The sequence below is a fragment of the Devosia sp. MDV22-iso42 genome (assembly GCF_058629155.1).
Map to the genome: position 1 here is coordinate 97,303 of NZ_JBZVWR010000011.1, position 12,996 is coordinate 110,298.

The window sequence follows — 12,996 nt, forward strand, 5'->3', positions numbered from 1 at the left end:
GGCTTAGGTACTCGCCGCCTTGGCATTGGCCTGGCTGACCAGCTCGTCGGGGATATCGTCGAAGCTGGCATAGTTCATGTTGTAGAGCTTGGCGTAGAGTCCCTCGCGCGCCATCAGCTCGTCATGGTTGCCGGTCTCGATCAGCTCGCCATTCTGCAGCACGATGATGCGGTCGGCACCGCGAATGGTGGCCAGGCGATGGGCGATCACCATGCCGGTGCGGCCCTTGAGCAGCGTCAGCAGGGCCTTCTGGATCTGCCGCTCGGTGTAGGAATCGATATTGGCCGTTGCCTCGTCGAGCACCAGGATCTTGGCGTCGGCGACCAGGGCTCGGGCAAAGCTCAGCAGTTGTCGCTGGCCGAGCGAGAGATTGGAGCCGCGCTGCTCGAGAATGCTGTCATAGCCCTGCGGCATGCGCTCGATGAATTCATGGGCGCCCACCGCCGTGGCGGCATCCACGACATCCTGGCGGGTGGCCGAGACCTTGTTGTAGCGGATATTGTCGAACACCGAGCCGGTAAAGAGGAACGGCTCCTGCAGCACCATGGCCACCTGTTCGCCCAGAGATTGCTGGGTCACATCGCGCACGTCGTGGCCGCCGACCAGCACGGCGCCGGACTGGACCTCGTAGAAGCGGTGCACCAGGGCCATGGCACTGGTCTTGCCCGAGCCGGTGGGGCCGACCAAAGCGACGGTTTCGCCGGGCCGAACCTTGAAGCTGACATTCTTGAGCACCGGGCGATCGGGATCATAGGCGAAGCCGACATTACGGAACTCGACCGAGCCGTCCATGTCGCGAGTCAGGGCAATGGCATCGGGCTTGTCGTTGATCGAGGCGGGAACGTCGAGCACTTCGGTGATGCGGCGACCCGAGGTCATGGCGCGCTGCATGATGGAATATTGCATGGTCAGCGAACGGATCGGGTCAAAGAAGCGCTGGATGTAGAACAGGAAGGCGACGATGACGCCGATTTCGAGCTCGCCATTGAGCGCCAGCGAGCCGCCAACCACCACGACGATGGCCATGGCGCTGCCGGTCAGGCTGTCGACGATGGGGACCATGACCTGGGCAAAGCGCGAGCCGGTCAGCTGGGTGCGCAGATTGATATAGGCCTTGTCGTCAAACAGATCGAAATTGACCTTCTGGCGGTCGAGGTTCTGCACGGTGCGCACGCCATTGATGCCCTCGGCCATGGCGCCGGCAGTGATCGAATTGGTTTCATGCGCCGCCCAGAAGGCGCGTTTGGCCGGCGGCAGCCAGAAGATGCGGACGATGAACAGGATGGGCATGGTGGACAGGGTCAGCAGTCCCAGCCGGAAGTCGAGGCTGAGCAGCACCACGACAATGCCCACCAGCAGCACCAGGTCGCCGACCGAAATCACCGAGGTTTCCAGAAATTCCTGCATGGAATTGACGTCGCCCTGCAGGCGGCTCATCAGCCGGCCGACCTCTGTCTTGTCCATGAAGCTGAGCGAGACACGCTGCAACTGGGCGAACATGGCGCGGCGCATGTCGAACAGCACGTTTTCGGCGACCTTGCCCACCTCGGTCTCCTGCACGAAGGAGGCGGCGAAATTGACCAGCACGACCACGGCAAAGGTGGCGACGGCCCAGGCCAGATTGGTGGAATTGCCGCCCTCGGTCATGCCGCTGTCAATGGCGCGGCCAATGATGAGGGGAATGGCCAGCTGGGTGGCCGTAAAGATGAGTACGGCGGCGACCGACAGGTAGATCTTGAGCCGGTAGGGCCGCACAAAGGCCCAGATGCGGCGGACCGTCTTGGGGTCATAGGCCTTGCCGAAGATGTCTTCCTCGATGCGGTGGCTGCCCACGCTGGCGCGCGGCGGGCGCTGGCCCGGAAAGGCGGCGACGTCGCGGTCGTCTTCGTCGGTCACGCTCATTGGGCGGCGCTCCCCAGTTCGAGGTCATCGGTGGGGCGGGTCTGCAGATCATAGAGGGCGCGATAGCGGCCGCCCTGGGCCAGCAGTTCGTCGTGGCTGCCCTGCTCGACAATCTTGCCATCCTCGAGAAACAGGATGGTGTCGGCATGCAGCAGTGAGCTCAGGCGATGGGAGATTACCAGCGTCACCCGGTCGCTGGCATAGCGGCGAATGGCGCTGCGGATGCGGTGTTCGGTACCGGCGTCGATGGCGGCGGTGGAATCATCGAACACCATGACGGCGGGCTTGAGCACGAGGCTGCGCGCGATCGACAGGCGCTGGCGCTGGCCGCCCGAGAGCGAGACGCCGCGCTCGCCGACCACGGTGTCGTAGCCGGCCGGCAGGCCCATGATGTAATTGTGCAGCTGCGCGCTTTCGGCAGCCTTTTCGATCTTGGTCTCCTTGGACCAGGGGTCGCCATAGGCGATGTTGTTCTGGATGGTGGTGGTGAACAGAAAGGTATCCTGCTGCACCACGGCCACGGCGCGGCGCAGGGACTGCAGGGTGACCTGGCTGACATCCTGGCCATCGATGGTGATGCGGCCGCTGTCGATGTCGTAAAAGCGCGGGATCAGGTGGGCGAGCGTCGACTTGCCGCTGCCCGGCACACCGACAATGCCGATGGTCTGGCCGGCCCGGGCCTCAAAGCTCACGCCATCGAGGGTGGGATGGGTCGCGCCTGGATAGGTGAAATGCACATCCTCGAAGCGCAGCGTGCCCTTGGTGAGCTTGAGATCGACCGCACCGGGCCCATCGTCGATGGCGAGCGGCTCGTCGAGAAAGGCAAACAGGCGATCGCCGCAGATCGAGGCGCGGGCGAAGGAATTGACCATCAGCCCGAGCTGGCGCACCGGCATCTGCAGGATGGTCATGAAGGTGAGAAAGCTGGCCAGCGTGCCGACGCTCATCTCGCCGGCAATCACCTTGTTGCCGCCGAACCACAGCACCAGGCCCATGGCGGCAAAGAAGGAAAAGGTCATGGCGCTGGTATTGCGCACCCGCACGTCCACCCGCTGGTGCGACAGCGCCAACGCCTCGCGCGAGGCGGCGTCGAACTTGTCGAGCTCGAACTTCTGGGCGGAAAAGGCGCGCACCACGCGGATGCCGCCGAGGTTTTCCTCCATGACGCGGGTCAGGGCGGAGAGCTTGTCCTGCAGGATGATCCAGGTGGCGCGCAGCGTCAGCTGGGCCACCGAGGAGCGCCACGCCACGAAGGGCACGAAGCTCAGTGCCAGCAGGCCCAGCAGCAGATCGGTGGTGAGCAGCATATAGGCACCCACCCCGATCAGCACCGACAGCAGCACCATGCGCACCAGGCCGGTGGCAAAGAACATGCGCACCCCATCGAGGTCGAGCAGGCCCATGGTGATCAGGTCGCCGGTATGGATCTTGTCGTGATAGGAATAGGAGAGCTTTTGCACCTTGTCGTAAAAGGCCAGCCGCAGCTCGTAGCCGACATGATGGCCGACGCTTTCGGAAAAGTAGTTCTGCAGCAGGGTGAAAAAGCCACGCGCCACCGAGACCGTGAGCAATGTCATGGCGCTCCAGAACAGGGCCTGTTCGGCCCCCTCCCCCGCCGTGCTCAGAATACCCTGTGCCTGATCGACGGCATGGCCGAGCAGGCGCGGGATCAGCAGTTGCAGCACCGAAGCGACAATTGTGGCGCCGATGGCTAGCCCGGCCTGAAAGGGATGGCGCAGGGAATAGAGGGCGATGCGAACCAGCGCGGTGCGGCCCTTGCCGGCATGGGCGGCTGCCAGATGTGCCCGTGCATCGCCGCGTGAATGGTCGCGGCCAGCCGTGTGGGTGGTCAAGGAAGGATCCAGACTTTTAAAATACTAGGTCCGAGCGGGCCGGGCGCGAAGCGTCACCGGGGTTCGGACAAATCAACATGGGAACCATAAAAGGCTCATTCGCTCTGCCATTCAAGGCTGAATTTGAGCAAAAAACGCAACAACAACGTTCCAATGGGCCGAAAGCCCGTCAGGGCGTGTCGGTGAGCGCGGGATAGATCAGGGCGGAGCACTGCCGGTTGCTGGCATCCAGAATGGTCTGCTGCTGGGCCGAAACCACGCCCGAATAAATGGCTTCCCAGAGATCGTTTTCTTCCACGCCTTGCAGGCCGCATTGGCAATAGGTGGTGCAGAGCGGCGCCGTGGTGCCGCCCGCCTCGCAGGTGGACTGGCAGGAGGCGAGGAAATCGGTCTGCCGCATGGCCAGCTGCGGCTGCAGCACAGCCGCGGCGGGATAGATCAGCCCAAGCAGGATGGGCTGGTGCAGCAGATAGATCAAAAGACTCCAGCGTCCAAGGACAGCCAACAGACGCGGCAGGCGCCCGGTCGGGTTGATGGCGGCGAGGCGCGTTGCCAGCGACGAGGCCAGGATCAGGCGCATGGCAATGACGCCGATGAGCACGGCGGCCAGCCAGGGAAAGATGGGCACCAGATCATTGGTGGGCGGCGGCACTTGCCAGAAGCCGATCCAGGAATAGAGCTTCTCGTTGAACAGGGCATTGGAAAACAAGAACGGCAGCGCAATCATCGCCACCGCGACCAGCCCGGCCAGCCAGAGCGGCGCGAACAGGAAGGGCAGCGCCAGAACGCTGAACAAAGCGATGGCATGCAGCACGCCGAAATAGACAAAGCTGTCGGGGAAGACCAGGAAAGTGCCCAGGCTGATGGCCAGCGCGCCCAGCACGACAAAGCCGGTGCGCCGCCAGAAGGCCCGCCAGCGGATGCCGCTGCCATGCCCCAGCACCAGGCCGACACCGACCAGAAATAGAAACACCGCCAGAATGGAGCGGGCGATCAATACCCAGTTCGGATCACGCCCGACATCGGGGGCGATGAAGCGGAAATAGCTCAGGTCCCAGCACAGGTGATAGGCGACCATGGCAATGATGGCGACGCCGCGGGCGATATCGACAATGGCAAAGCGCGGGCGCGGCGCGGCAGCAGGCGCGCTCACGCCGCCACCCGTGCCACCACGGCCAGAAAATCATCGCCATAGCGGTCGAGCTTGGCCTGGCCGACGCCCGGAAGATTGAGCATGTCGTGCGGGTGGCGCGGCACGGCCATGGCCATGGCGCGCAGGGTGGCATCGTGGAAGATAACATAGGGCGGCACGCCCTGGGCCTTGGCAAGGCGGGTGCGTTCCTCGCGCAGCGCCTCGAACAGGGGCAGTGCGTGGGGGGGAATGGTCGCCGCGCGCTCGAGCGAGCGCCGCACATCCACCGATTTCTTGGGCCGGTCCTTGCGCAGGGTCACCTTGCGCTCGTGACGGAACACGGCGCGGGCGCCCTCGCCCAGGGTCAGCGCGCCGTGAGCGGCGTGATCGACAACGATCAGGCCAGAGGCAGTCAGCTGACGCAGCACCGATTGCCAGCTGCGGGAATCGAGATCGGCGCCCTGGCCGAACACGGCCTGCTTGTCATGGCCGAAGCGGGTCACCTTGTCGGTGGCCTTACCCATCAGCACATCGATGACATGGGCGCCACCAAAGCGCATGCCGGTACGGTAGATGGCCGCCAGCGCCTTGATGGCCGCTTCCGTGCCGTCCCAGGTTTCGACCGGGGAGCGACAGGTATCGCAATTGCCGCACTTGCCGGGATGGGCCTCGCCGAAATGGCTCAGGATCGCCTGGCGGCGGCAGTCTGCGGTTTCGCAGACGCCGAGCAGGGCGTTGAGCTTGCCATGTTCGAGCCGCTTGATCTCGTCGGGGGCATTGCCCTCGTCGATCATGCGGCGGCGCTGCACCACATCGGCCATGCCATAGCTCATCCAGGCATCGGCGGGCTGGCCATCGCGACCGGCGCGGCCGGTTTCCTGGTAATAGGCCTCGATGGAGGACGGCAGGTCCATGTGGGCGACATAGCGCACGTCGGGCTTGTCGATGCCCATGCCGAAGGCCACGGTGGCGACGATGCAGATGTTTTCTTCCTTGAGGAAGGCATCCTGATTGGCATTGCGGCGCTCGGCGCTGAGGCCGGCATGATAGGGCAAAGCCGGGATGCCCTTGCCCGATAGCCATTCGGCCGTGTCTTCGACCTTGGCGCGGGAGAGGCAATAGACAATGCCCGAGCTGCCCTTGTGCGCGGCCAGGAAGGCCAGCAGCTGGTCGCGGGCCTTGTCGCGCTCGACGATGGAATAGGAAATATTGGGGCGGTCGAAGCTGGTGGTGAAGACCTCGGCCGTTTCGAGCCCCAGCCGCTCAATGATGTCTTCGCGGGTGGTCGGATCGGCTGTGGCGGTGAGGGCTATGCGCGGCACGCCGGGGAACAGTTCGGTCAGCCGGGTCAGTTCACGATATTCCGGCCGGAAGTCATGGCCCCACTGGCTGACACAATGAGCCTCATCGATGGCGAACAGGGCAATGTCGATACCCGAGAGCATATTGGCAAAGCCCGGCGTCGCCACGCGTTCGGGCGCGACATAAAGCAGGTCGAGCTCGCCCCGCCGTAACTGGCTGCGCACCTCCGCTGACTCTTCGGGCGTGAGCGACGAGTTGAGCGCGGCTGCCGCGACGCCAGCCTGGCGCAGCGCCTCGACCTGGTCGCGCATCAGGGCGATCAGTGGCGAGATGACAATGCCGACGCCGGGGCGGCAGATGGCCGGGATCTGGTAGCACATCGACTTGCCGGCGCCGGTGGGGAAGAGCACCACTGCATCGCCGCCATGGACGACGTGATTGACGACATCGGCCTGCAGGCCACGGAAGCTCTTGTGGCCGAAAACGTCGCGCAGCACGGCAAGCGGGTCACGCGGCATGACCGCTTGTCCCGCGCCGAACAGATCGATATCCGATTCAAGTGCGCTCACCCCGCCCTTGAATCACGGGACGGGGTGCGCCGCAAGGCAGCATGGGTCAACGTGACTTTCTATCCACCGACGATCTCGCCGCCATTGGGGTGCAGCACCTGGCCGGTGAGATAGGAGCTCTCATCGCAGGCGAGGAACAGGTGGCAGGTGGCCACCTCATTGGGTTGACCGGGCCGCTTCATCGGCTTGTCGGCGCCAAAGCTGGCGACCTTTTCGGCATCGAAGGTGGCCGGAATCAGCGGCGTCCAGATCGGCCCGGGCGCCACGGCGTTGACGCGGATGCCCTTGTCGACCAGGTTGGCCGAGAGGGCGCGGGTGAAGGCGACAATGGCGCCCTTGGTGGCCGAATAGTCGAGCAGGGTCGCCGAGCCGCGATAGGCGGTGACCGAGGTGGTGTTGACGATGGTCGCGCCCTGTCGAAGAAACGGCACGGCCGCCTGCGTCATGTAGAAATAGCCATAGATATTGGTCTGGAAGGTACGCTGCAGCTGGTGGGCCGAGATATCGGTGATCTCGTCCTGCGGGTGCTGCTCGGCGGCATTGTTGACCAAAACGTCGAGCCGGCCGAATTCCTCAATGACCTTGCCGACGACATTGTCGCAGAATGCCTGTTCGCCGATATCGCCGCGGACGAGCAGCGGATCCTTGCCCTCGGCCCGGACGGCCTCGGCGGTGATCTTGGCGTCCTCGGTCTCGTTGAGATAGATCAGCGCCACCTCGGCGCCCTCGCGGGCGAACAGCACGGCGCAGGCCCGGCCGATACCACTATCGCCGCCGGTAATGATGGCGACCTTGCCCTCCAGCCGGCTATTGCCGGGGAATTTGGGCATGAATTCAGGCTTGGGGTGCATCTGCGTCTCAAGACCGGGCTGCTGATCCTGATGCTGCGGCGGATTGATGGCGTTGTCGGTGGCGTGGTCCACTGTCTTATCCCTTGTTGGCGGCGTTACGTTTACGGGTCGCGGCGGCCTTCTTGGCGGAGGCGGAGCGCTCGGCTGCCGAGCGGCTGGCCGAGGCGGCGCCGCCCTTTTGACCGCCCTTATGCGCGGCGGGATGGCCGGTATCGGCGCCACGACCCGAGCCAGACTTCTTGCCGCCGCCATCGTCCTTGTTGACCGTCGCCCAGGCGCGGCGCTCGGCCTCGTCCTTGTTGACGCCACGATCCTCATAGTCCTGCTCGATATGGGCGGCCTTGCGCTGCTGCTTGTCGGTATAGGCGGATTTGTCACCCTGGGGCATGATCACACTCCTAGAAGCGGTCGAGGCCGGCACGGGCGGGATAAGGGCTCGGCTGCCGTTTCGTTGGCCAGACTGGGAAACCGGAAAAACCCGTCTGTTCCCTCTGCCGCCATGTCCGGTTGACGCGTCCCGGCCTCGTGCACCCAAAAGCGCCAGAACCGGACTTTGGTTCCGTCACGTCTGGCCGGCGGTCATCACGTCTTTCTTCGGGCGCTGCAAGCTCTTGGCGTGCGGGCAGCCGCCCACGATGCCATCCACGCGGGACCGGGACGCAGGGGTGTCGCCAGCCGGAACATCTAGCGCAGCGGCTTGCTCAGGAAGGGCGAGCCGGGCCGGACGAAACGCCAGGGCGTATCCACGCCCTTGGTGATGCCGATGCGCGGGCCGGTGGCGACCGGATGGGCATCAGGGCTGGCGCTGAGGCGAAACGGCGCGGCATCGAGCGGCATGCCGTCATGGTCGCGGGTGATGGCCAGCGCCTGGCAGAGCTTGCCGGGGCCCGAGCAGAGCTGGCGGGATGCGAGGCCGCCCCGGCGCTGCTGCATCACATCGACCCCATGCAGTGGCTCGAGCGCCCGGATCAGCACGGCGCTGCCGGGCTGGCAGACAAAGTTGAGGCACCAGTGCATGCCGTAGATCTTGTAGACATAGGCATGGCCGGGTGGCCCGAACATGGCGGCGTTGCGCGGCGTCGGCCCCTTGAAGCTGTGCGAGGCCGGGTCGGTCTGGTCATAGGCCTCCACCTCGACCAGGACCCCACCGACGCCATCGACCAGCAGGGTCATGCCGATCAGTTCGGGGGCGACCATGTCGGCCGGGCGGTCAAAGAAGGCGGGGGTGATCGTCATCCCTGCAGGCGGCTGAGGGTCTCAGGACCCCCACCCTTGATCCCTCCCCACAGGGGGGAGGGAGACGATGGATACGGGCGCCCGAGCGGGCGCCTCCCTCCCGTTGATGGGGAGGGACTGAGGGTGGGGCGACAGGGCAAGGGCGGCATAGGTCGCACCGTCCTCACCCCACCCGGCCGCGTGCATCGACCCGAACGGTCTCGACGACGTCGTCACCCGAAATCAGCGTCACCGTGTCGAACAGGTTGGATACCACGCAGGCATGGTTGGGGATGATGCGCAGCTGTTCGCCGATGGCCGGCTTGGTAGCACAGTTCGTCAGGTCGATGGTGCCATGCTCTTCGCTCAGGCCGACGATCTCGGCGCCCGGGTAGGCCTCGATCAAGCCGAAGCCGGTCATGCCCAGCGTATCGCTGGTCAGCGCCTTGGAGCCGGCGTCGATAATGGCCCGGTTTTCTGTCGGGCGGCTCACCACGGTGGCCAGCACGGTGAGGGCGCAGTCTTCGAAGCCACCGACGCCTTTGGAGACCTGGAAGCGGTCGAGATAGATATAGGTGCCGGGGCGATGCTCGGTCGCCGCCGTCACTTCATGGGCGCGCCACAGGTCGGGCGTGCCGCCATTGGAGATGATGGCGGGCGGCAGGCCGGCCTCGATCAGGGCCTGCCTGGCACTGGCCAGCCAGGCGGCGTTGGTCTCGACATGGCCGGCGGCCGGATAGGTCATCAGGCCGCCAAATTCGAGACCGGGGGAGGCCGCGATCAGCTGGGCCAGGGTCACGGCATCGGCCGGGCTCTGCACACCGCAGCGGCCCATGCCGGTGTCGCATTCCACCAGCACGGTCAGCGGGCCGACGGCATCGGCAAAGGTCAGCGAGAGGCCGGCCACGGTTTCGGCGCTGTCGGCGGTCACGGTGATATGCACGCGCTCGTTCAGCGCCCGCAGGCGCGCCAGCTTGGCGGCACCCAGAATATTGTAGGGCAGGAAGATCTCGCTGATGCCGGCATCAGCCATCACCTCGGCTTCGCCCAGCTTCTGCACGGTGATGCCGACGGCACCCAGTTCCATCGCCCGTCGGGCAAAGCGCGGCAGCTTGTGCGTCTTGATATGGGGCCGCAGCTTGAGGCCGTGGCTGTCGGCATAGGCCTGCACGCGTTTGAGATTGGCCTCGACGCGATCGATATCGATCAGCACGGCGGGGGTATCGAGTTCGGAAAAACGGGTCATTTGCCCCTCAGGACGTCATCGACGAAAACCAGATTGCCGGCGGTCAGCCCGGCATCGACCGGCAGCACCGTGCCGGTAATGCCCGAGGCAGCGGGCGCGCTCAAAAATACTGCCGCATTGGCCACCTCGGCGGGGACCACCATGCGGCCGAGCGGATAGTGCGGCAAGACATTGTCCAGCAGGGTCGGATCGGCCGCGAGGCGATGATCCCAGGCCGGCGTGCGCACCGAGCCGGGGCAGATCACATTGGCCCGCACCCCATGCCCGCCCCGCTCCACCGCGATGGCCTTGGCATAAGCGACCAAGCCCGCCTTGGCCGCCGAATAGGCCGGGTTGCCATAGTGGCCCAGTGCATTGACCGAGGAGATGAAGACGAGGCTCCCCGAGCCGCGCGCCGCCATGGCGGCCACGATCGGATCGGTCATGGCATAGGCGCCACTCAGGTTGATGGCGAGTTCGCTCGCCCAGACCTCGTCATCGAGCTGATCGAGGGTTTCAGCCCGGGTAAAGCCGGCATTGGACACCACTGCGTGTGGCGCGCCATGGTCGGCCAGATAGCGCTCAATTGCCGCCCGCGTCGCCTTGGCATCGGCCTGGTCGAACAGCACTGTGCCGGCCAGGTCGAGGCCCGCCAGCATGCTCGCCTCACGGTCGGCGCCAAAGACTGTAGCACCGGCATCGCGAAAGGCGGCGACGAGCGACTGGCCGATGCCGCCGCCGGCGCCGCTGATCAGGACTTTCTTGCCATCAAGTCTGAAGGGGGAACTGTACATCATACGTTCATACTGGTGACCGTTTGTAGGCAACGCAGTCGATCTCGACCTTGCAATCGACCATCATGTGGCTCTGCACGCAGGCGCGAGCCGGCGGGTGCTCGCCGAAATAGCTCTTGTAGACGCCATTGAAACTCCAGAAGTCGCGCGGATCATCGAGCCAGACGCCGCAGCGCACCACATCTTCGAGGCCATAACCAGCCTCGGTGAGGATGGCGATGATGTTCTGGATGGTGAGATGGGTTTCCTCCACGATACCCCCGCGGACAATCTCGCCATCCTTCATTGCCACCTGCCCGGAAACATAGAGCCAGCCATCGGCCTGGACGGCACGGGCGAAGGGCAGGTTCTGGCCACCGGCCCCGGACTTTTCGGCGCCATAACGGATGATCGACATGAGGGTCTCCTGAGCAGGCTTCTGAAAGCCAGTTTCGTTATGTGCCAGCATAGCTGGCCAAAATCGGCATTTCATCGAGAAAATGCCGCCAAACATGTAAATTTCTTACGTGATCACGCCCCGTTGCCTATGCTATCGTGCAGCAAGCCCTTCTTGCGGCCAAGCCCCTCTTGCCCTCAATGCGAGTTTCCACGTGCGCGTTTTTACCGCTGCCCTGGCCACCGAAACCAACACCTTTTCGCCCATCGCGATCGACAAGCGCGCCTTCGAGGCCTCGCTTTATGCCCGCCCCGGCGAGCACCCGGCAACGCCCACTCTGTGCACGGCGCCCATCACCGTTGGCCGCGAGGTCTGTGCGCAGCAAGGCTGGACGCTGATCGAGGGCAGCGCCAGCTGGGCCGATCCGGCCGGCCTGATCGCGCGCGGCACCTATGAGGAACTGCGCGACGAAATCCTTACACAATTACAAGCCGCTATGCCGGTTGATGCCGTGCTGCTGGGCCTGCATGGCGCCATGGTGGCGCAGGGCTATGACGATCCCGAAGGCGACCTGCTGACGCGGGTGCGCCAGATCGTGGGCCCGCACGTGCTGGTCTGCGCCGAACTCGACCCGCACAGCCACCTCACCGCCAAGCGCGTTGCCGCCGCCAATTTCTTCGTCGTGTTCAAGGAATTCCCGCATACCGATTTCGTCGACCGGGCGCGCGACCTCTGGGATATTGCCGTGCGCACGCTCAAGGGGCAGATCACCCCGGTGATGAGCGTTTTCGATTGCCGGATGATCGATATTTTCCCCACCTCTAAGCAGCCCATGCGCGGCTTTGTCGACAAGCTCTATGCCCTCGAGAAGTCCGAGCCCGGCCTGCTGTCGCTCTCGGTCATTCATGGCTTCATGGCCGGCGACGTGCCGGAAATGGGCACCAAGGTCATTGCCGTGACCGATGGCGATGCTGCGGCGGGCGCTGCCCTGGCCGAGAAGCTGGGGCGGGAGCTGTTTGCCATGCGCGGCACCTTCATGGTCGCCCAGGTTGATGAGAAGGCCGCGGTCGATGCGGCCGTGGCAGCGCCGGTCGGCCCGGTGGTGATTGCCGATGTGTGGGACAATCCGGGTGGCGGCACGGCGGGCGATGCCACGGTCATTCTCGCCGAACTGATCGCCCGGGGCATCACTGACGTGGCCGTCGGTACGATCTGGGACCCGATTGCAGTACAGATATGCATGGCCGCCGGCGAAGGGGCTGTCATCCCGCTGCGCTTCGGTGCCAAATCGGCGCCGCATACGGGTAACCCAATTGACCAATTGGTGACCGTCAATCGAGTCGTCTGCGACGCGCAGATGCGCTTTGGCGACAGCTATGCCCCGTTCGGCGATGCGGCGTGGATAAGCTTTGCCGGCATCGACGTGATCCTCAACTCCACGAGGGCGCAAAGCTTTGATCCCAGCTTGTTTTCGGCGCTGGGGATTGACCCGACATCGCGGAAAATCCTGCTGATCAAATCGACCAACCACTTCTATGACAGCTTTTCCAAGATTGCCTCGCAGATCATCTACTGCGCGGCAGGAAAGCCCTATCCCAACACGCCCAAGACCACGCCCTATCGCAAGGCGCGGCGAGACATCTGGCCGATGGTGGAGAATCCTTGGGGGTAGGCTTCCTCTCCCGTTTACGGGAGAGGTGGACCACGCGAAGCGTGGTGGAGAGGGGTGCAACACGCACCTATCTGAAGTGCGATTGGGCAGTGCTCATTCGCGACA

Annotated in this window: 11 protein-coding genes; 1 reads left to right on the forward strand and 10 read right to left on the reverse strand. The window is 64.5% G+C overall.

From position 1 onward, the window contains the following. Window positions 1–3 precede the first annotated feature (3 nt). The 10 genes from AC4NN3_RS13905 to AC4NN3_RS13950 all read right to left on the reverse strand — a co-directional run bounded on the left by AC4NN3_RS13905 (window position 4) and on the right by AC4NN3_RS13950 (window position 11,240). A complete protein-coding gene (locus AC4NN3_RS13905) occupies window positions 4–1,902 on the reverse strand; it encodes an ABC transporter ATP-binding protein (RefSeq protein ID WP_491927686.1) in 1,899 nt (632 codons plus the stop codon). Then, a complete protein-coding gene (locus AC4NN3_RS13910; RefSeq protein WP_491927687.1) occupies window positions 1,899–3,755 on the reverse strand; it encodes an ABC transporter ATP-binding protein in 1,857 nt (618 codons plus the stop codon). Before AC4NN3_RS13910 ends, AC4NN3_RS13905 begins: the two co-directional genes overlap by 4 nt. 169 nt (window positions 3,756–3,924) lie before the next feature. Further along, the gene (locus AC4NN3_RS13915; RefSeq protein WP_491927688.1) at window positions 3,925–4,908 is read right to left on the reverse strand and encodes an acetyltransferase domain-containing protein; all 984 of its coding nucleotides are present in this window, start codon (window positions 4,906–4,908) and stop codon (window positions 3,925–3,927) included. Beyond that, a complete protein-coding gene (gene recQ, locus AC4NN3_RS13920; RefSeq protein ID WP_491927689.1) occupies window positions 4,905–6,758 on the reverse strand; it encodes a DNA helicase RecQ in 1,854 nt (617 codons plus the stop codon). Before recQ ends, AC4NN3_RS13915 begins: the two co-directional genes overlap by 4 nt. Before the next feature lie 59 nt (window positions 6,759–6,817). Next, window positions 6,818–7,681, reverse strand: coding sequence for an SDR family oxidoreductase (locus AC4NN3_RS13925; RefSeq protein ID WP_491927690.1), 864 nt, complete (start codon window positions 7,679–7,681; stop codon window positions 6,818–6,820). A 4-nt stretch (window positions 7,682–7,685) separates the two neighbouring features. Beyond that, entirely contained in the window at window positions 7,686–7,997 is a 312-nt protein-coding gene (locus AC4NN3_RS13930) for a plasmid stabilization protein (protein ID WP_491927691.1), read from the reverse strand. A 296-nt stretch (window positions 7,998–8,293) separates the two neighbouring features. Continuing rightward, window positions 8,294–8,845, reverse strand: coding sequence for a DNA-3-methyladenine glycosylase (locus AC4NN3_RS13935; RefSeq protein ID WP_491927692.1), 552 nt, complete (start codon window positions 8,843–8,845; stop codon window positions 8,294–8,296). Between the two features lie 163 nt (window positions 8,846–9,008). Beyond that, window positions 9,009–10,070, reverse strand: a complete 1,062-nt coding sequence (locus tag AC4NN3_RS13940) for a D-TA family PLP-dependent enzyme (RefSeq protein ID WP_491927693.1) — start codon at window positions 10,068–10,070, stop codon at window positions 9,009–9,011. Then, entirely contained in the window at window positions 10,067–10,843 is a 777-nt protein-coding gene (locus AC4NN3_RS13945; RefSeq protein WP_491927694.1) for an SDR family oxidoreductase, read from the reverse strand. The genes AC4NN3_RS13940 and AC4NN3_RS13945 overlap by 4 nt, the downstream gene beginning before the upstream one ends. A gap of 7 nt (window positions 10,844–10,850) precedes the next feature. Beyond that, window positions 10,851–11,240: a RidA family protein gene (locus AC4NN3_RS13950; RefSeq protein ID WP_491927695.1), complete on the reverse strand. Its 390-nt coding sequence runs from the start codon at window positions 11,238–11,240 to the stop codon at window positions 10,851–10,853. 193 nt (window positions 11,241–11,433) lie between these two features. Here AC4NN3_RS13950 and AC4NN3_RS13955 point away from each other — a divergent pair, with 193 nt between their 5' ends. Next, window positions 11,434–12,891, forward strand: coding sequence for a M81 family metallopeptidase (locus AC4NN3_RS13955; RefSeq protein ID WP_491927696.1), 1,458 nt, complete (start codon window positions 11,434–11,436; stop codon window positions 12,889–12,891). The last annotated feature ends 105 nt before the right edge of the window (window positions 12,892–12,996 follow it).